A 20,771-nucleotide genomic window follows, 5' to 3' on the forward strand; every position below is an offset into this window, starting at 1 on the left:
TCAATCACTCTCAATAAATAATAATAAACAGATATGATGGAACAAACTTCATTACCACTTGAGCAAGACACTTCAAAAAAATCTGATAAAAACATTAATAATCAATCAGGTGAACCAGATCCGTTAGAGCCTTTAAATAACACAAATAACTTGCAGCAAAATAAACGGGCTTTTAATTTAAATGCATTCATTAACTTTTTTACGCCCAAGCGATTGCATTTTATATTTCTAATACTCTTATTTATATCGCCATTTATTACGATTATGGTTAGCTTGCATCTTTGGGTCGGTAATTCACAAAAAGCAGAATCTTTAGCCGGATATTTACAAAGTTCAGCCAAGGTTTCGGCTAATTTAGCAGTACAAAGTCATTTATTATCAGCCAATTTAGAGCAAATTAAGATTAACGCTATTCAACAAAATTTTGCTCAAACTCAGGCTGAATTAACCAACATGCTTAAATTGCCAATTGCCCAAACAAACTTGGCTAATTTAAAACCTCAAATTGAAAATGCACTAAATCAAAAAGGTAATTTAGTTGAAAGCTTAACCCAACTGGAACAACTTAATCATACTTTAACCGAAAGCCTTAAACTGCTAGATGATGCCAAATTTAATTTAACTCAGGCGTTAGCACCAACCATTAAACGGTTAGATGAATATAAAGCAGAAACTCAGTTTGAGCAGTTAACTGCTAATGCTAATCGCAGTGATTTATTTAATGCGCTCAACCATAAACAAGGTGAAGAAAAATTTGAAGCGCTGCAAGCCAGTGCTCAGGATTATCTACGATTATTAGAAGCCAGTTTTTATGTGCAGCAAGCTCAGCTATTACCCGAACTATTAGTTAATGCTAATCAGGCAAAAACAAAATTGAAAACTCTACAGCGTGATTTTAATGATATTCCAACCAATATGGCGATAAAAAACTGGTTAAACTCGCTTGAGCAACACACTTTATTAGCGCCTGAGAATATTATTGAATTTAATCAACAACGCTTAGCCTTAACTCAAAATCTTAATCAGCATGTTCAGCAATGGCTACAACAAATGGATACGGCTCAGTTAATGATTGATAAAATAGACCAAATTATTATAAATTCACATTTAAGTAACAAAAATAAGTCTATATTAATATTATTGATTTTATTTAGTTTGATTCAATTAATGGTTTTAATTGGTTATTTTTATAAAAAAGGGTTTTTAAATGGTGCTAACACAAAACCTTAAAGCAGTTTATTTATCTGCTGAAGATATTAATATTGCAAGCTCGTTATTATATTTAGCTTATCACGATGACCCATTTTTTTTAGCTTGTTTTGAAAGCGAAAAAGACGGTTACGAACAAAGGCTCAGATCGGCAATTCGTGAAGAACTTTTAATTTTTTGGGATAAATCTCAGCCTATGGTTGGGATTTATAATGATGACGAAAATTTATTAGCCGTAGCTTGTTTAATTCAGCCTGGAATTGAGTTTGGTGCGCAACGCTTTTGGCACTGGCGCTTAAAAATGATGCTAACAACGGGTTATGTTTCAACCCGTAGTATGATCGAAAAAGAAGACAAGGTACGACAGGCGATTCCTGCTGAGCATTATCATTTATTGGCTTTTATTGCGGTGCATCCACATCATCAGCATCATGGAGTGGGGCATTATTTAATGAAAGCCGTTGATACCATGGTAAATGAGCAGAAAAATAGTGAAGGGGTTGGGGTTTTGGTGACCGTTGAGCATTATCAAAAGTTTTTTGCTGATGCCAATTATCAAAAAATTAAAGATTTACAGGTTGGTAAAGTACCTTGCCAGTTGATGTTTAAATTTAAATGATCAATATTTAAACTGTTATGTAATAAAGCTGTTAAGCAAGTTAACAGCTTTATGTTTTAGCTTTTAAATCATGGCTTTATTCATATTCTAATGGATCTGTTAAGTCATTTTCTGCAAACGCTTCAAGCCTTTCCTGACAAGCGCCGCATTTTCCGCAGGCTTTTGCTCGGCCATTATAACAAGTCCAACTTTGGCTATAATCCAAACCCATTTTTAAACCATGCGTTAAAATATCTATTTTTGAATCATTTAAAAATGGGGTAACAATATCAATTGGCTGATAATCTGCGATAGCACAAACTGCTTTCATTTTTTCGACAAATTCAGGTCGGCAATCAGGGTAAATTGCATGATCGCCCGAATGCGCACCATAAAATACTTTGTTTGCGCCAATAGATACTGCATAACCTACTGCCAGCGATAATAAAATCATATTTCGATTAGGCACAACGGTAGATTTCATGCTGTCTTCTTCGTAATGACCTTCGGGAATATCAATATCATCTGTTAATGACGAACCCGCCAAAAGCGAATTAATTGCAGAAATATCAACCACTTTATGCTGCACATTAAGATTTTCACAAACCTTGGCTGCAAACTCTAATTCTTTTAAATGGCGCTGACCATAATTAAAGCTTAACGGATAAACCTGATAGCCTTCGGCTATTGCTTGATTGAGTACGGTAAAAGAGTCCATACCGCCAGAATAAATAACAACTGCTTTTTCAGACATGATTTCCTCAAAAAATAGCCTATAATGCGCGCTAAGTTTACTGATACCAGCAGAGGTTACAAGCCTGATATGAAATATCCCGTCAATGAAATTTTTGAAACCATACAAGGTGAGGGCAGTATGACGGGCATACCGTCTATTTTTATTCGTTTACAAGGCTGTCCGGTTGGCTGCTCATGGTGCGATACTAAACATACTTGGGAAGTTAAACCCGAGCTACAGGTAGATGTTTCACAAATTATTAGTGTTTCAAATGAATCTGAAAACTGGGCACAAATGACTAGCCAAGACTTATTAGCTCAGGTGCTTAAATATCAGGCCAGACATATCGTGATTACTGGCGGCGAGCCTTGTCTGTATGACTTAACTGAATTAACTCAGGTTTTGCATGATGCCGGTTGTACCACACAAATAGAAACCAGTGGTACATTTGAAGTGAAAACCCATGCTGATACTTATGTTACGGTTTCGCCTAAAGTGAATATGAAAGGCGGCTATCAAATATTAACCTCAGCTCTTAATCGGGCGGACGAAATTAAACATCCGGTAGCAACCGAACAGCACATCGATGACCTGAATGCTTTGCTTGCTAAACGTGAAGAAAACCGAAAAATTAGTATTTGCTTGCAACCTATCAGCCAGAAAAAACGCGCGACCGAACTGGCTATTCAAACCTGTATTAAAAATAACTGGCGGTTATCAGTTCAAATGCATAAATATCTAGCAATTGATTAAAATTATTGACTTTTTGTAAAGGATACCGAACCCTAAACCGCAACCAATGCGACATCTTGAAATGGAGGAAAGATGCAAAAGTTAAATTATTTTACTGTTGATGTATTTACTGGAGAAAGGTTTCAAGGTGCTCAAATAGCTGTGGTGCCAGATGCGGCTGGTTTATCCGAACAACAAATGATGAAAATTGCTGCTGAATTTAATTTATGGCGCAGTGTTTTTATTGTGCCAAGTGATAAAGCCGATAAAAAAATTCGAGTATTTAATGGCAAGCGCGAATTTAATTTTGGCGGACACCCAACATTGGCAGCCATTTATTGTTTAGCCAAACAAAATAGGTTGGATTTAACGGATGGCGACAATCAATTCAGCATTGAAGAAACACATGGCTTGGTAAAATGCAAAGTTAAAATTGAAAATGGTGAGCCAGTATTTAACCAGTTTGTGGTGGATGCGAACCCAGAATACGACAGCTTTGCCCCAACAGAAGAAGAGTTAGCCAGCTTTTTAAATACCGATGCGCTTAAACTATTAAGCCCGGGTTTTAAACCTATGTTAGTGGCAACCGAAATTCCTTATCTGATTGTACCGGTTGATAGCTTAGAAACCTTAAAACAAGTGCGTTTTAGTTATGATACTTGGGCTTCATCGACTGCGCCTGCAACTTGCGCTAACGCTATTTTATTATTTGCCCGAGCAGATGATAGCTGTCAGGCCGATTTTCACTGTCGAATGGTTGGTCCGGTTTTTGGTATGCACGAAGATCCGCCTGTTGGCGCAGCAATGCCAGCTTTTAGCGGTTATTTGTCTCAGTTTACTGATACACCGCAACAATTTGTGGTTGAACGTGGTGTGTATCAAGCACGCTATAGTTATTTACATATTGATATTCAATCGGTTTCGAGTGACAAGATCACATTGAGTATTGGCGGACAGGCTGTTTTATCTAGCCAAGGAAGTTTATTTTTAGACTAATATTGGTTTTAGTTTTATAGAGCCAGATTAGAGTTTTCCAAACAACTCAAAATTAAATGTAAAATTTAAAGCAGGGTTTTGTATTACATTTCCCTGCTTTTTTATTAGTTAAATCATTAAATTTAACTTGCTTTAAAAAAGCCAAGTTGCTCAATTGACTGCAAACTAACCCGGTTCATATCTAAACTATATTGCTTAGCAACAGAGGCCAACTCTGCCGAGTTGTCAGTTAAAGTTTGTACTATATGAGTATTTTCACTGATTTGACCGGCAACTAAGCTTTGTTCTTCGGCGGCAGTTGCAATTTGTTGAGCTTGAGAATTGATATTATCAATATGCTCCAAAATAACACGAACTTTGTCGAAACTGGCGGCTATTTGTTCTTTTGTTGTAATAACGAGCTTATGACTTTGATCCATTTTACTGACTGATTCTTCGCCAACTAGTCTAATTTCATTGACCAAGTTTTCTATTTCATTAACGGATTCGGCAGAACGTTTAGCCAGAGTTCTAACTTCATCGGCGACCACTGCAAAACCTCGGCCTTGTTCTCCGGCTCTGGCGGCTTCAATTGCGGCATTTAACGCTAATAGGTTGGTTTGCTCAGAAATTCCATGAATTACATTTAAAATCCCTTCAATATTTTTGGTTTCTACCTGTAAACGTTTGGTCGCGTTAGATGAATCTTCTAAACTGGAGACTAATCTTTCAACTTGAGTTATCGCTTTATCTGATTCTTGAATACCTTCGTCTGCTAAACCAGCCATCGTTTCAGCTGCATGAGCTGTTTTAGTCGTGTTTTCTGCAATATCACGACTGGTCATCGCCATTTCTTCAATTGCAGTGACAACCTGATTGGTATTTTCGGTGACTTCAAAAGTAATACTTTCCATTTTTTCGGTTGAATGCAGCACATTATTACTATTTTCGACAACTAAACCGGATGAATGAATAACATTAGCCAAAACCGCAGACAATTTACTCATACTGGCATTAATTTCGTTGCCTAATTGGGCAATTTCATCTGAGCCATGTACATCCGCTTTCTGTGTTAAATCGCCTTGTGCCATTGCATGAGCCGCTTTAATCACTTTGTTTATATTTTTAATTAAAGCTTTAGAAATAAACACAATAAAAGCGATAGATAACAACACCGCAATGATAACCGAAAGGTAAAAAATAAAACTCGATTGCTCAATAGTTTGCTCAATTTGGTTACGGTTTTTAAGCGCATTTTCTTTAGCTTGTTGAATAAAGCTGGTTTGGAAATTTAATAAGGTTTGATTTGCATCTACAAATGCTTGGTAAGTCGCTCTTGAAGTTGTGTGCTCTGAGCTTTTATTCATTTCATCGACAAAACTATTCGCTTTTTTATGAAAATCAGCCAAATAATCGGTATAGCTCTGAAGCTGTTTTTCATTACCATTAAAATGTTGTTTAAACTGGTTTAATAACTGAGGTGTTGTTTTTATCGACGTTTGAATTAATGCGTTACTGCTTTCAACCTGAGCCGGGATATTAATGAGATAAGCCAGTTGTAAAGAACGAATATTAGACAAAATGGCATTTTGTTCAAATTGAATATTATCCAAATATTGTGCACTTAAATAATTGTGTTGATAAAAGTCATCAAAGTTATCTGCCAGTTTATTATTTGAAAATTTTAACGCCAGCATGGCGCAAAAATAAATCATAGTGACTACAGAAATCAGCACAATAAATTTCTGCTTAATACTCAGGTTGTTCATATATTTTCCTTATTAGAATGAAGCTTTTTATATAAATATATTTTTATACTATGAGTATAGATATGAATTTAAAATAAAGATTTAAATTTTAATAACTTAATTTATAAATAAAAATGCCAGATATTTATTATATCTGGCATAGGGAAATGAAAATATAACCAATTGAATGTTATTTTGGCTGATTTGGTAGTGGTTTTAAGCGGGTTGATTTATAAAATATTTTATATAAACCCGGCAGCACAAACAGGGTTAACAGGGTAGATGAAATAATTCCGCCAATAACCACGGTTGCGAGTGGTCGTTGAACCTCTGCGCCTGTGCCTATATTTAATGCCATAGGCACAAACCCTAAACTGGCGACCAATGCGGTCATTAATACAGGTCGCAGGCGGCTAATTGCACCTTCGGTAATCGACCCAAGTAAATTATTTGAGGCAATAAACCGCTCACGAATAAATGCCAGCATAACTAAACCATTTAATACAGCAATGCCAGACAGCGCGATAAACCCAACCGCGGCTGAAATCGATAACGGCATATCACGCAGCCAAAGGGCAAATACTCCACCCGTTAGCGCAAGCGGAATCCCAGTAAAAATAATTAATGCGTCTTTAAATGAGTTAAAGGCCATAATTAATAAGGCAAAAATTACGATTAAAGTTGCCGGAACAACCAAAGTTAAGGTTTTACTGGCTGATTCTAACTGCTCAAATGTGCCGCCATAATCAAGCCAATAACCGGCTGGTATTTGTACTTGATTATCTATGTTATTTTGCGCCGCTAATACAAAACTACCTAAATCACTGCCTCTGACATTAGCAGTCACCACTACTCGGCGTTTACCATTTTCACGGCTAATTTGGTTAGGTTGAGAAACATAATCTATATCAGCCACTTCAGATAAAGGGACATATTCATCCTGATTAATAATAATCGGTAAATCGGCTAAAGCTTGGATATTTACCCGCTGAGTTTCTGGCAAGCGTACAATAATTTCAAACCGGCGATCACCTTCAAATAAATAGCCAGCCATTTGTCCGCCAATGGCGGTATTTACCGTTTGTTGAACGGTATTTGCGGTTAGGCCAAAACGAGCCAGTTGAGTGCGTTTTGGGGTAATGGTTAACATAGGTAAACCATCTACTTGCTCAACTTTTACATCAGCTGCGCCTGTTGTTTGCTGTAGCGTTGCACTAATAGCATTGGCTGTGGTTAATAATTGAGTTAAATCATCGCCAAATACTTTAACTGCAAAATCGGCTCTGACGCCTGAAATTAACTCATTAAACCGCATTTGAATCGGCTGAGTAAACTCATAATTATTACCCGGTACCGCTTCTACTTTAGTTTCGAGTTTGGCAACTAATTCAGCTTGAGTTAGGTTAGGGTTAGGCCATTGCTCGCGTGGTTTTAAAATAACAAAAGTATCAGCTACATTGGGCGGCATAGGATCGGTTGCGACTTCTGCTGTGCCAATTTTACTAAATACTTTGTCTACTTCGGCTTGGTCCAGTAAGGTTTTTTCGAGTTGATCCTGCATTTTTACCGCTTGCTCAACACCCGTACCAGGGATTCGCATTGCGTGTAATGCAATATCCCCTTCATTAAGCTGAGGAATAAACTCGCTGCCTAAATGACTTGCCAGCCAAATACTGGCTGCGACTAAACCCGTTGCGGCAATTAAAACAAGGTAGTTAAATTTTAGCGCAACTGCCAAACAAGGGCGGTAGGCTGATTTAGCAACTCGAATAACCGGACTTTGTTTTTCACTTACTTTACCACGAATAAACAGCGCAATTGCAGCAGGTACAAAAGTAAATGCCAGCACCATAGCACTGAGTAACGCAATCACAACCGTTGCCGCCATAGGGTGAAACATTTTGCCCTCAACCCCAGTTAAACTAAATAACGGAATATAAACCAGCGTAATAATACAAACCCCAAACAGGCTAGGGCGAATCACTTGATTGGTTGCATTAAATACCAGAGTTAACCTTTGTTTTAAGGTTAGTGGGTGGTGTGCCTGTGATAATTTTAAAATTGCATTTTCAACAATAATTACAGCGCCATCCACAATCAAACCAAAATCAAGAGCACCTAAACTCATTAAATTGGCCGAAATGCCAGCTTTAACCATACCGGTTATCGTGGCCAGCATCGCCAGTGGAATGACCGCGGCGGTAATTAGAGCGGCACGAAAATTACCTAATAATAAAAATAGAATCACAATAACCAGCAAAGCGCCTTCAACCAAGTTTTTTTGCACTGTCGCAATTGCTTTATCTACCAGACTGGTTCTGTCGTACAGCGCGACAATATTAACCCCAGCGGGTAAACTGGTTTGAATTTGCTCTAATTTTGCCGCCACATTGAGCGCGATTTCGCGTGAGTTTTCGCCAACTAGCATCATAGCTGTGCCAATAACGGTTTCTGCTCCATTAAAGGTGGCTGCACCTGTACGTAACTCTTTGCCAATGCTCACATTCGCGATTTGATTTAAACGCACCGGTGAGTTGTCGCTCAGGCCAACAATCAACTGTTCAATTTGTTGAATATCAGCAAGCTGTGCTGGTGAGCGCACTAATAATTGCTGGCCGTTTGTTTCAATAAACCCTGCACCAACATTTTGATTATTTAGCTCAACCGCTTGGGCTATCTGAGAAAAACTAATGCCGTATTGCAGCATTTGAGTGGTGTCGGGGGTAATATGAAACGCTTTTTCGTATCCGCCAATGGTATTAATTTCAGTTACCCCTTTCACTAAAGCTAACTGAGGTTTGATAATCCAATCCTGAATTTCACGCAGGGCAATGGCATCATAATATTCGCCGTTGGCTTGTTTTGCATTTTCATCGGCTACCACAGCATACGAATATATTTCACCTAAGCCGGTTGCAATTGGCCCCATTTGCGGAGAAATATCACCGGGCAAATCATTTTTTATATCCACCAGCTTTTGGCTGATTAAATTGCGGGCAAAATATAAATCGGTGCCATCTTCAAATACAGCGGTCACCTGAGATAAGCCATAACGGGAGATCGAGCGGGTATAGGCTAAATCCGGTAATCCGGCTAAAGCAGTCTCGACTATATAAGTAATTCTTTGTTCAGCTTCCAGTGGTGAATAACCAGCAGCTTGGGTATTAATTTGTACCTGAACATTGGTGATATCCGGCACTGCATCAATCGGCAGTTTTTGATAACTTAAAACGCCTGCCAAAATGAGTAAACCTGTGGCAAACATCACTAAATATCTGCGTTCTATCGCAAATTGTAAGATGGCTTTAATCATAAAACCTCCTAATGGCTATGTTCAGCGGCTGATTTACCTAACTCAGCTTTAAGTAAATAGCTATTGGTGCTGACATAAGTTTGCCCGGCTGCAAGCCCGCTTAATATTTGGCTATATTGCTGATCTTTTAAGCCTATGGTAACGGGAGTTGGGGTAAAAGTTTGCCCTTGTTTAATAAATACCACCGGCTGGCCGTCAATTTCTTGTATTGCTTTATTGTTCACTTTTAAAGCGACAGTTTCTGTGTGAGTAATCACCTGAGCGCTTATCATTAAACCGGGATATAAATTCGGTGGTTGAATTGGCTGCGGTAAATCATCGAGCAAAGCTCGTGCGATTAAATAAGGTTTTTGTTCTTGAGCCGGTAAAATATGTTTTATCGAGCCTCGAATGGTCTGGTTATTTGATTGAATAAAAACAGCCTGACCCTGATTCACTTTGGCCGCCTGAGACGGAAAAACCTTAAACTCAACCCAAATCTGGTCAATATTATTAATGGTAAATAATATTTGTTGTTGGGTTAATTCGCCGGGATTTGCATGACGCGCGGTAATCACACCAGCAATTGGCGATTTTAAACGATAAATTTTAAGGCTTTCGTTTGATTCAATTTCAGCCAGCACTTGGCCTTTTTTTACCGTGTCTCCGGTATTAGCCATGACTTTATCAATAATGCCGGTGAATCTAGCTCTAACATGGCTAACCTGAGTGGGATCTAATACAACTTGTCCGAATAATTGCACGCTTTGTTTGATTTCTCCGCCTTGTACTTGAGAAAATTCAACTCCTGCCTGTTTCGCAACCGCATCGGTTAATTTGATTTCAGCTTGATGCTCATCGTGATCATCATCATGCTCTTCACTTTCTGCTTTATGTTTGTTCTCATTTTGATGATTATCTTGATCGTGTTGCGTTTGATTATCAGAATGAGCCAATAATGGCTGCGGCATAGCGACAACAACAGCAAATAAAGCGGCTAATAGTTTAATAAATAAAGGATTAAATTTAATAAGTTTCATAATTTGTCTCTGCCATGAATTAGTTCATTGACGTTAATAAGCTCTGGCCGGTAATGCTTTCTATTTCAGCCGTTTGAATTAGGGCTTGCTCTGCATGAGTGATTAAAGACTTTTCTGCATTAAGCAGATTTTGTTGAGCAGTAAACCATTGGCTGTACGAATAACGGCCCAATTGATAAGCATCCAGCGTTTGCTCCAGAGCAAGCTGTAACATAGGGATAATTTGCTCCCGCAGTTTGTTAGCTGCGCTAATATGTTGCTCTCTTAAACTGTAAGCTTTAAACAGGCGATTATGTAAAGCGAGCAATAAAGTTTTTTGATTTACCAACAGCTGCTCTCGCTCTGCGGCAATCGCTTTTAAGCTGGCTTCATTTCTGACACTTTGCGCCAGCGGTATTGAGATGCCGGCAATAAACGAAGCATCATTTGGCGCATTTTCATACTTAACCCCAAGCTGCCAGCTTAAATCTGCCTGCGATTGTGTTTTAGCCAATTCAAGCTCAGCTTGTTTAGCTCTTTGGCTTGCCATTAATACCTGTACTTGCGGATTTTTCATCAATTGATTAAACAAAGTTGCAAAACTACTGGCTTGACCAAATTGATATAAACTTCCGGTCAGTTGCTCAAATTGAGCAGGGCGGTGAGATAAATTTTGTTGCCAGTTTAAGCTGAGGTTGGTACTTGAATAATCAAAACTTTGTTTGGCTAACTCAAGCTCAAGTTCAGTTTGAATTAAATTGGCTTTGGCACTGCTTACTTCTGCCTGAGGTAAAGCGCCAGCCTGAGCACGGGTTTGTATTTTTTCTAGCACTTGTTGCGACAATTTTTGTGCTTTTTGCGCCAGCTTCACTTTTTCCTGTGCCCCCAAGGTTAAAATATAATCCTGAGTAACTTGGTTGACTAAATTAAGCTGAGTGACTGTTTGTCCAATCATGGCTTGTTGCATATTCGCATCGGCAAACTTAACTCTGGCATTGAGTTTATCGCCCAGTTCAAGCACAGATGAAATGGCCAGACTCAGCTCTGCACTTTTTAATAAACGGGCATCACCGCTGCCAAATAAATTTTCACCATCCAGACTTAACTGAGTGGCCGGAGTCAGTTTGGCTTGTTCTCGCTCAGCATTGAATTGGGCTTGTTTAAATTTAAAAACCTGCAAACTGGGGTGCTGTTTTAAGGTTTTATTAATTGCATCTTTTAGCGTGAGTGGTTCGGCATAACTAAGCTGGCTGAAAATAACCAAACCTAATGCCAGACTTTTTATGCTATTTTTTAAACTTAAAACGTTAATTAAAGGTAAGCTTAAAAAATTAAATCTTTTAAATATCATGGTGTTAATCCTATAAAGCAAACTCTAGCCTGAAAGAAGGCTAAGCTGCTGAAAAATTAAAGCTCTATACGAGCAATGAAATCGGGATTAACTGATTTGTTTTGGGGGTCTGAAAAGTGCAGACGGCGCTTGGCTAGGAATAAATTCGGAAATATCTGACTTTTTATCAAAATAAAGTGCAATCAAATCTCGCTGAGTTTGAGTTTCTAACCTGAATGTTTTGATTTTATGGCAGTGGCAACAGTGATTACAGTCGGAATTTTGTTTATGGTCGTGATTTGAATGATCGGTTGAGTCTAGATGAATATGTTCTGCGGTTAGATGCGCTTGATTCAATTGCAGATCGTGCACTTCAACCAACGCATTGGTTGTTTGCATAATTAAAGCTGCAAAAAATATTAAAAGCCAAGCGTATTTCAACCGAATTACTCAATAAAATATAACTGTGTTAATCCTAACATCGGTTTTGTTTAAAAATCAAATTGTACGGCTAATTTGATACTTTTTTATTTTAGAAGCAAGCGTGGTGGGTTTTAGGCCTAATAACTCAGCAGCCCCCTTGTCACCATAAATTTTGCCTTTGCTTTGTTTGAGAGCCTTTTTAATATTAATCACTTCTAATGCTTGGTATTGGTGATTAGTCATCAGCTCTGGCGAAATTGAAGAAGGGGTGATTTGATTATATTTTGGCTGATTTATAGCTAAAAAGCTAAAGTCGAGTTTACCACCTTTGGCTAAAATCACTTGACGTTCAATAATATTTTCTAATTCCCGGATATTACCAGGCCAATCATAATTTTGCAGATGTTGCATCTGTGACATACTGATACTCGGTTTAGGTTGGTTTAGTTTTTTACAGACTTTATTGACAAAATGGGTCAGTAACATAGGAATATCATCTATACGGCTTCTAAGTGGCGGTGAATCAATCGGAAACACGTTTAATCTAAAATAGAGGTCTTCCCGAAATTTTTTATCTTCAACTAATTGTTTTAAATCACGGTTAGTTGCAGCAATGACGCGAACATCAACATTTCGGGTTTTAGAATCTCCAACTCGTTCAAACTGTTGCTCTTGTAATACACGTAATAACTTCCCCTGTAATTGCAATGGAAGTTCACCAATTTCATCTAAAAATATCGTACCGCCATCAGCCAGCTCAAATCGGCCTGTGCGTTCAGCTATCGCGCCTGAAAAAGCGCCTTTTATATGGCCAAAAAACTCACTTTCAAATAACTCAGCTGGTATTGCTGCACAGTTTACTTTTATTAATGGCCGTGATTTGCGTTCACTGCTTTCATGTAATGCTCTGGCGATCAGTTCTTTACCTGTGCCAGACTCCCCAATGATTAAAACGTTAGCACTAGTTGGGCCGACTAATTCAATTTGTTGAACCAGTCGTTGCAATACAGCACTTTGCCCTATAATTCTATGATGGTTAAAATCGGCATTTAACTCTTCTAATAGATAAGCATTTTCTACTTCAAGCTTTTGTTTAAGCGAGGCGATTTCATCAAGTGCATGGAGTAGTTTTTCCTGTGTTTTTTTACGTTCTGTAATATCACGAAATATCACAACAGCACCTACTAATTCTCCTCTATCGGTAACGGGGGTGCTGGTATATTCGACCGGAATAGCTTCTCCTGATTTATGCCAGAATACTTCATCTTCAATAATATGTACTTTCCCATCACGAAATGATGCATAAATAGGGCAGTGCTGTGAATGGTAAATATCACCATCTCCATGACTATGGTGAATAATGTCATGAATTTTTTTTCCGGTAATTTCATTTTTACGCCAGCCTAAAATTTGCTCCGCAGCTTGATTTACAAAAGTTGTACAACCATTTGCATCGACACCATAAATACCATCACCGACGGCAGAGAGAAGAAGTTGATTATGTCTTTCCATTTCATCAAATACTGACTTGTGTTGTGTCCAGTTTGTCAATCCGGATTGATAATACGCTTGAGCACTGGCTTGTGATTTATGTTTAAAGTTGAGTTGGCTATCTTCACAACTAAATAAAATATAAGGCGGCAAATATTTAGCTTTAATATCTAAAAATAGTTTTGTTTCGAAGTGTTTTATATAAAGTTCACTTGACCATGCTTCGTTTTGGGTAATTACTTGCTCGCTAAAGCAATGTAGTAACCCAATACAATTTTTAAATAGTGCACTGGGTTTTGTATTAACTAAATTTTGTTTGTCTAACTGAAATAGTTCTACTGCTGAGTAATTCACCTTTTTTAGTTTGTCATGTACAGGATCGATTAATAACAAAGCTGCTGGCGCATATTCAAATAACTCTTCGTTTGAATTAATTATTTTTGCACTATTTTTATCCATTATGTCACTCATTTCGTATTTAAAAACTCATTTAAATTAATTATTCAATATTTGTTCCATCAAACGATTTTTCGTTGTTTTGATCACGAAAAACCGTTTAGCACGAAATTTAGTTCCATTTGGTTTGTTTGGTTTTTTTATAAAAGCAAATAAAAACAAACGCTTACATTTAAGTTTAAGGTTGGCACGACTCTCGCTAATGAATATATGAAGCAAGAAAATAAAAGCTGTGCTCATAAACACAAAATTAAAACTTTATTTAAATAAAAGAGGAAGTAGAAATGAAAAAATTAGATGTAACAGAAGCGATTTTCGCCATTAAAGCCGAGAAAGAATTAAGCTGGCAGGCTATTGCTGATGCAATTGGGATGTCAGTTGTTTGGACAACATCGGTTTGTTTAGGGATGAACAGTTGCCCTAAAGAGATTGGGGCTAAATTAGTTGAGTTTTTAGGTTTACCGGAAGAAGCGATTAAAGTGTTGGCTGAATTTCCGACTAAAACATGGGATGAGGCAATTCCGCAAGATCCGTTAATTTATCGCCTGTATGAAGTGGTTGGTGTGTATGGCGATACTCTAAAAGAAGTCATTCAAGAAAAGTTTGGTGATGGCATTATGAGTGCAATTGATTTCACCATGCAGGTTGATAAAAAAGAAGATCCAAAAGGGGACAGAGTTATTTTAACGCTCGATGGTAAGTTTTTACCTTATAAAACTTGGTAATGCATTAAGTTGGTGCGGTTTCCCGATAATAAATGGGTACGCACCCGCTTTTACTTTTAAAAAGTTGATTAAAAAACCAAAATAAAGATAAAAATCATTTAAATACAATACCTTAAATTATTTGGCATTAGCTTTGCTATTTCAACCTTGGGAATACAAGTTTGAGTAAAACTTTAAAACTAACCAGCCAAATACAAAGGCGTATTAAATTAATTATTTCAACGAGGAACAGATATGGCTTACATCGAACCCAGTGAATTTGTCACCAAAATGGTTGATTCTGGCGAACAAAAAGTATTTATGTCAACCAAAGATACTTTTATCCGTGCTTTTATGGCGGGCGCCATTTTAGGTTTAGCTGCAATTTTTGCAATTACAGTTGCCATTAAAACCGGTAGTCCGTTAGTTGGCGCTGTGTTATTTCCGGTCGGTTTTATTATGTTGTATTTAATGAAATTTGACTTGTTAACCGGGGTGTTCACTTTGGTTCCGCTTTCATTAATTGATAAACGCCCCGGCGTTACTTTTGGTGGTTTAATGCGTAACTGGGGTTTGGTTTTTTGCGGTAACTTTGCTGGCGCTTTAACCACCGCCTTTTTTATGTCGTTTATTTTAACTTATGGTTATTCAATTGATGGGGGCGATATTGCCGCTAAAGTTAGTGCGATAGGGGAATCCAGAACGGTTGGTTATCAGGAACATGGGATTGCCGGTTGGTTTACTATTTTTATCCGTGGCATGTTGTGTAACTGGATGGTATCAATGGGGGTTGTTGGTGCTATGATTTCAACTTCGGCGGGTGCTAAAATGGCCGCAATGTGGATGCCGGTTATGCTGTTCTTCTTTATGGGTTTTGAACACTCAATTGTAAATATGTTTTTATTCCCATTCTCTATGATTATGGGTGGTGAGTTCACCGTAATGGATTATTTAATCTGGAACGAAATTCCAACCGCGTTAGGTAACTTAGTTGGTGGGTTTTTACTGGTTGGTTTACCTTTATATTTAACGCATGTGAGAACATCTCCAGAGCGTAAGTTAGCTTAATTTTTAAAATATTTCGTTAAAGCTCTGCCAGTTAATTTAACTCGCAGAGCTTTTTGTTTTTTATAAGCAATAAATAAACATTTAGGCAATTATGCAGCAAACTTTAATTTTATCGACAGCCAGTGCTACCAGCAAAGGGGTTAAAGCGATTAATCAGGATTATCTTGGCCAGCATATTCCTAAAGAGCCGGTTGTTGCGATAAAAGGCGCATCTTTTATTATGGCTGATGGCATTAGCTCAAGCTCGGTCAGCCAGCTTGCTAGTCAGGCTGCGGTACAAGCTTTTTTGGAAGATTATTATTGCACGCCAGATTTATGGAGTGTCGAAAGCTCGGTATTTAAGGTGCTTAAATCAATTAATACTTGGGTTTATGCGCAAACTCAAAATAGCCCGTATAAATATAATAAAGATAAAGGGTATGTTTGCACTGTGAGTGTACTGGTTATCACTCCTGAGTGCGCTCATGTATTTAATGCCGGAGATACCCGAATTTATCAGTTACGGCAAGGTGAGTTAACTCAATTAAGCATAGATCACCGTAAATACGTTTCATCTGAGCAAAGTTATTTATCCAGAGGCTTAGGAATTAATCAATTAGTTGAAATTGATTATCAGCGAATAGATTTAGCTCAGGGTGATATTTTTATGTTGGCAACTGATGGTATTTATGAGTTTTTAACGCCGGATGAAATTAGCCATCACTTAAAGCAATCTACCCGATTACAAACGAGCGCAGATGAGTTAATGGCAAAAGCGCTGAAAAATAGCAGCAATGATAATTTGAGCATTCAACTGGTAAAAGTAGAACAGTTAAACGCTAATCAAATAGGATTTAAACCACTCGATATTAGCCAGCTTAATATGCCGCCTCAGCTTAACCCTCGGATGAAATTTGAGGGTTATCAAATTATTCGCCAGCTTTATATTAGTAGTCGCAGCCATGTGTACCTTGCTCAAGATTTAGAAAATAATCAACAAGTGGCGCTAAAAATTCCCTCTACTGAACAAGCAAATGATTCGCTGTATTTAGAGCGATTTATGCTCGAAGACTGGATTGCAAAACGGGTTAACCATGCCAATGTGGTGAGTGGCATTGTGAGCCAGCGGCAAAAAAAATATGCTTATTTAGTGACTGAATATATTGAAGGGCAAAATTTAGATCAATGGATGCGCGATAACCCTAAACCCAGCTTAAATCAAGTTCGTCATATTGTTAGCCAAATTGCAGATGGTTTGCAGGCATTTCATCGTCAAGAAATGGTGCATCAGGATCTGAGACCACAAAATATTATGATAGATAATCATAACACGGTAAAAATTATCGATTTTGGCTCAACTTATATTGCCGGTGTGACGGAAGTTAACAGCGAAGAAATTACCCGAGGTACATTAAGGTATTCAGCACCCGAATATTTTTTAGGGCAGGCCGGTACCCAAAGGTCGGATATTTTTGCTTTAGCTGTCATCACTTACCAAATGCTGACAGGGGCGTTTCCTTATTCCAACCAAATTTCACAAGCCAAAAGCCGCTCAGCACAAAATAAATTTAGTTATAAAAGTTTAATTAGTGATGAATCCGAATGTCCTGCGTGGGTAGATGATGCGTTAAAAAAAGCCTTACAAATTGACCCGTGGAAACGTTACAGCGAGTTATCTGAATTTGTATTTGATTTACATCATCCAAATAAACATTTTTTAGCACGTAGTAAACCGCCTTTAATTGAAAGAGACCCTGTCATGTTCTGGCAGAGCATCAGTGTAATTTTAACGGTTGTATTAATCGCTCAGTTTTATTGGGGATAATGGCTATATAAAAATTGGCTAGTACCTAAAGAAGAAAAGGGAGAAAAGCAAAACAAGAACTAAACAGATAAAGCAAAATAGAAAAGTAAGCCTGTTACTTTTCTATTTAACTTGCGCTGTCTGCGTTTTTAAATATCAGGCTTGGCGATTAAATTGGATCTCAACTGTCGCGTGAGAAATTTTAGGCAGTGCTTGTTTCAGATATGTTTTTACCTGCTCAACGGTTACACTGGAATCCGTCTTTGCTTGTAGTGAAACAATTAACGCATTATGTTTATCCGCCAATCGCCAAATATGAAAATCTGTCACTTGTGCATCAAACTGTTTAGCTAAACGGGTTTTTATTTCATCACTTGCTTCTAATTCAACTGCTTTATCCAGCAAGGTTTCACTGGTTTGGCAAACCAAGTTATAAGCCCATTTTAAAATGATCAAACCACCGATTATGCCCATAACCGCATCCATCCAGATAATATTAAAATATTTACCGGCTAATAAAGCTAAAATGGCTAGGATGGAGGTAAGTGCATCCGCTAATACATGAAAATAAGCCGCTTTTAAATTATGGTCGTGACCATGGTGGTGTGAATGTTCATGATGATGATCATTATGGCCATGTTGATGTGAATGAGCATCATGATGGTGATGATCGTCATGTAAAATAAATACCGAAGCAATATTAACCAGCAAACCGATAATCGCTACTCCAATTGCTTCATTAAAATGAATCGCATTTGGATTGATTATTCGCTCAATTGATTCAGCTGCCATCAATAGCGCAACAATTGCTAAACCAATCGCACTGGCAAATCCACCTAACGCGGTCACTTTTCCAGTACCAAAGCTAAAGGCTTGATTACTTTTATGTTTATTAGCGTACCAATAAGTAAATAATGTGATAGTAAATGCGGCTGCATGTGTGCTCATGTGCCAGCCGTCAGCTAGTAGGGCCATTGAGCCAGACCAAAGCCCAACCCCAATTTCAACGACCATAGTGACTAAAGTTAAAATCAAGACCAGCCAGACTTTTTTGCCTTGTTTATCATGATCTTGATGAAAGTGGCTCTGATGAATGCAGTTAATTGATTCATTTGGTGAGTGATGTGGTTGCGACATAAGTTTAATTTTGTACCTTGCATAAAATATTTTCATAAATATACTATACCCCAGTATAGAATAAATCAATCCGGAATCTAAATGGCACATACTATTCATAATAAAAAGTTATTAACCCGTATTCGTAAAATAAAAGGGCAGGCGCAAGGGCTGGAAAAAATGTTAACGCAGGAATCAGATGAAACGGCTGATTGTATGAAAGTATTACAACAAATTGCCGCATTAAAAGGGGCGGTTAATGGATTAATGATGGAAGTATTAGAAGATCATTTACGTGAACATTTAGGGGTTGTAGAACTTTCTGAACAACAAAGAGCGCAGGAACTTGACCAAGTTATCAATGTTTTAAAAACCTATGTAAAATAATATTTTATTGGGATAAACTCAGCCAAGTTTTCTTCAAAAGGGCTGAGAAGCTGTGCAGGCTCAAAACCGTATTTACCGAAAAAAAATGTGTCCGTGGGGACAAAAAGCAGTTCAGTTGCTTGATCAACATCAAGTAAGTTATCAGGATCATTTATTTGATTCCAAAGATGAAGAGCTGCAATTTAAAAAAGAATTATCGGTTACCACCACACCTCAAATTTTTATTGATGGCAAACATATTGGCGGATACAGAGAGCTACAGCGATATTTTAATGCACCAATTGAACACGGCGAAAATCAAACCCAATATTTAAGTTTAGTGATTTTGCTCGGGTTTTCGGGTTTATTAAGTTTTGTATTAGGATTAGGGTTAAAAGGCTTTTTAGGGATAGGATTAAGCTTATTTGCGACCTTAAAATTAATGGATCTGAAAGCGTTTGTCTTTAGATTTAAGCAATACGATATGATTGCCAAAAAGCTGCCTGCTTATGGTTTTATTTTTCCTTTCATTCAACTCATTGCCGGATTTGCAATATTAGCCGGGCTATTTCACCCGGTTATTTGTATCATTGCTATATTATTTGGATTACTTGGCATTGGCAGCATTGTTAAAAGTTTATTTATAGATAAACACAGATTTAATTGCGGCAGTGTCGGCGGGCATTATCCTTTGCCGCTGAGTATTTTAAGTTTTGTTGAACCTTTATTACTCCTGATCCCATGCGGATTATTTTTGGTTTAACGATTCCCGCAAATACTCAATGGCGATTTTAGCTTTAGATTGCAAAGGCCATTCAGAGCGGTAAATTAACCAAATGGTATCAACCACAGCTCGATCCTGATTAAGCACTTTAATTTTGGTTTGATCATTAAAGGCTTCTCTGGCGTATCTTGGTAATACAGTAAAACCAAAACCGCGAGCGACCGGTTCTAAAATTAAACTAATTTGATTACTAAAGCCGCTAACCGGTAGCTCAGACAAAGAATAACTTTCACTACATAAACGGCTGCATAAGCGGCTTAACATCGCTTTACCATCGGGGTGATCAATAAAACCTAATTCAGATAAACTGGGCCAATCATTACCCTGAAAGTTTGCAGGCACAATCAGCTCCAGTTCTTCTTTACAAAAGGCTTCTGATTTTATTTTAGGGTCGTCCGGTTTGGTGCCGGTTAAACCAAAATCAACTTGATTCGTAAGTACTTTTTCTAATACATCTTGGTCGGGAGCAAAACGGTTATGTATTTGAATTGTCGGATTATTTTGCTGGAAATTTAACATTAAAGGATAAAGTCTCAGGCCAATACTCCCCGGACAACTAAACGTAATTGCCCCACTAATCTCAGACGATTCAGACATTCTGACATTTAATTTATTATTAACCTGAATTAACTCCATACAATATTCAAGCAAAATACTCCCTCTGGGGGTGAGTTCTATTTTCCTGCTTTGCCTGAGTAGCAGTTCACCAAAGTTTTTTTCTAAATGCCGAATATGCTGACTCACTGCCGCTTGGGTAATATTGAGTTGCTCAGCTGCTTTGGTAAAGCTTTTAATTTCACATACTTTTCTGAATGTTTTCAGCCATAAAGGATTAATCATAATAATTTTTTATGAAACAGATAATCAATAATGTATTTATCTTATGACGAATGCGGAATAAAATGCAATCAAAACTGATAACCATTATCATTTGTGTCCTT

18 protein-coding genes are annotated in these 20,771 nt (G+C 37.7%); 9 read left to right on the top strand and 9 right to left on the bottom strand.

Translation table 11 applies throughout. The features are described from left to right. Positions 1–33 precede the first annotated feature (33 nt). Positions 34–1,230, top strand: coding sequence for a hypothetical protein (locus tag N7931_RS12795; protein ID WP_262794595.1), 1,197 nt, complete (start codon positions 34–36; stop codon positions 1,228–1,230). Next, positions 1,208–1,828, top strand: coding sequence for a GNAT family N-acetyltransferase (locus N7931_RS12800; protein ID WP_262794597.1), 621 nt, complete (start codon positions 1,208–1,210; stop codon positions 1,826–1,828). The genes N7931_RS12795 and N7931_RS12800 overlap by 23 nt, the downstream gene beginning before the upstream one ends. A 76-nt stretch (positions 1,829–1,904) precedes the next feature. On the opposite strand, the gene queC is transcribed toward N7931_RS12800, so the two are convergent. Next, positions 1,905–2,561 (bottom strand): 7-cyano-7-deazaguanine synthase QueC, encoded by a 657-nt coding sequence (gene queC, locus N7931_RS12805; protein WP_262794598.1) that lies wholly within the window; start codon positions 2,559–2,561, stop codon positions 1,905–1,907. A gap of 69 nt (positions 2,562–2,630) precedes the next feature. Here queC and queE point away from each other — a divergent pair, with 69 nt between their 5' ends. Together queE and N7931_RS12815 are read left to right on the top strand one after the other, a co-directional pair. Next, positions 2,631–3,296 (top strand): 7-carboxy-7-deazaguanine synthase QueE, encoded by a 666-nt coding sequence (queE, locus tag N7931_RS12810; protein ID WP_262794599.1) that lies wholly within the window; start codon positions 2,631–2,633, stop codon positions 3,294–3,296. Positions 3,297–3,368: 72 nt separating this feature from the next. After that, entirely contained in the window at positions 3,369–4,271 is a 903-nt protein-coding gene (locus tag N7931_RS12815) for a PhzF family phenazine biosynthesis protein (protein ID WP_262794600.1), read from the top strand. Between the two features lie 122 nt (positions 4,272–4,393). On the opposite strand, the gene N7931_RS12820 is transcribed toward N7931_RS12815, so the two are convergent. The 6 genes from N7931_RS12820 to N7931_RS12845 all read right to left on the bottom strand — a co-directional run bounded on the left by N7931_RS12820 (position 4,394) and on the right by N7931_RS12845 (position 14,012). Next, the gene (locus N7931_RS12820; protein WP_262794602.1) at positions 4,394–6,019 is read right to left on the bottom strand and encodes a methyl-accepting chemotaxis protein; all 1,626 of its coding nucleotides are present in this window, start codon (positions 6,017–6,019) and stop codon (positions 4,394–4,396) included. A 169-nt stretch (positions 6,020–6,188) separates the two neighbouring features. After that, the gene (locus tag N7931_RS12825; protein WP_262794603.1) at positions 6,189–9,311 is read right to left on the bottom strand and encodes an efflux RND transporter permease subunit; all 3,123 of its coding nucleotides are present in this window, start codon (positions 9,309–9,311) and stop codon (positions 6,189–6,191) included. 8 nt (positions 9,312–9,319) lie between these two features. Further along, positions 9,320–10,330 carry an efflux RND transporter periplasmic adaptor subunit gene (locus N7931_RS12830; protein ID WP_262794604.1) on the bottom strand — a complete coding sequence of 337 codons (1,011 nt, stop codon included), beginning with the start codon at positions 10,328–10,330 and terminating at the stop codon, positions 9,320–9,322. A 19-nt stretch (positions 10,331–10,349) separates the two neighbouring features. Next, positions 10,350–11,660, bottom strand: a complete 1,311-nt coding sequence (locus N7931_RS12835; protein WP_262794605.1) for a TolC family protein — start codon at positions 11,658–11,660, stop codon at positions 10,350–10,352. An 87-nt stretch (positions 11,661–11,747) separates the two neighbouring features. Further along, positions 11,748–12,038 carry a hypothetical protein gene (locus N7931_RS12840; protein ID WP_262794606.1) on the bottom strand — a complete coding sequence of 97 codons (291 nt, stop codon included), beginning with the start codon at positions 12,036–12,038 and terminating at the stop codon, positions 11,748–11,750. A 99-nt stretch (positions 12,039–12,137) separates the two neighbouring features. After that, a complete protein-coding gene (locus N7931_RS12845) occupies positions 12,138–14,012 on the bottom strand; it encodes a sigma 54-interacting transcriptional regulator (RefSeq protein WP_316250582.1) in 1,875 nt (624 codons plus the stop codon). Between the two features lie 281 nt (positions 14,013–14,293). Between N7931_RS12845 and cynS the strand changes: the two genes are divergently transcribed. The 3 genes from cynS (at position 14,294) to N7931_RS12860 (ending at position 17,585) form a co-directional block, all read left to right on the top strand. Next, on the top strand, positions 14,294–14,734 hold the full coding sequence (gene cynS, locus N7931_RS12850) for a cyanase (RefSeq protein WP_262794607.1): 441 nt from the start codon (positions 14,294–14,296) through the stop codon (positions 14,732–14,734). Positions 14,735–14,968: 234 nt separating this feature from the next. Further along, complete coding sequence (locus N7931_RS12855; protein ID WP_262794608.1) at positions 14,969–15,781, top strand: formate/nitrite transporter family protein; 813 nt, start codon at positions 14,969–14,971, stop codon at positions 15,779–15,781. A 91-nt stretch (positions 15,782–15,872) separates the two neighbouring features. Then, positions 15,873–17,585 (top strand): bifunctional protein-serine/threonine kinase/phosphatase, encoded by a 1,713-nt coding sequence (locus tag N7931_RS12860; protein WP_262794610.1) that lies wholly within the window; start codon positions 15,873–15,875, stop codon positions 17,583–17,585. A 135-nt stretch (positions 17,586–17,720) separates the two neighbouring features. On the opposite strand, the gene dmeF is transcribed toward N7931_RS12860, so the two are convergent. Beyond that, a complete protein-coding gene (gene dmeF, locus N7931_RS12865; RefSeq protein ID WP_262794611.1) occupies positions 17,721–18,701 on the bottom strand; it encodes a CDF family Co(II)/Ni(II) efflux transporter DmeF in 981 nt (326 codons plus the stop codon). Between the two features lie 81 nt (positions 18,702–18,782). On the opposite strand from dmeF, the gene N7931_RS12870 reads away from it, so the two are divergent. Further along, positions 18,783–19,067: a metal/formaldehyde-sensitive transcriptional repressor gene (locus tag N7931_RS12870; protein WP_262794612.1), complete on the top strand. Its 285-nt coding sequence runs from the start codon at positions 18,783–18,785 to the stop codon at positions 19,065–19,067. A 52-nt stretch (positions 19,068–19,119) separates the two neighbouring features. Further along, positions 19,120–19,809, top strand: coding sequence for a glutaredoxin (locus N7931_RS12875; protein ID WP_262794614.1), 690 nt, complete (start codon positions 19,120–19,122; stop codon positions 19,807–19,809). On the opposite strand, the gene N7931_RS12880 is transcribed toward N7931_RS12875, so the two are convergent. Beyond that, a complete protein-coding gene (locus N7931_RS12880) occupies positions 19,795–20,670 on the bottom strand; it encodes a LysR family transcriptional regulator (protein ID WP_262794615.1) in 876 nt (291 codons plus the stop codon). The two genes, N7931_RS12875 and N7931_RS12880, sit on opposite strands and share 15 nt — an antisense overlap. Positions 20,671–20,771: the final 101 nt, after the last annotated feature.

The sequence above is a fragment of the Catenovulum sp. 2E275 genome (assembly GCF_025515275.1).
Classification (GTDB): Bacteria; Pseudomonadota; Gammaproteobacteria; order Enterobacterales; family Alteromonadaceae; genus Catenovulum.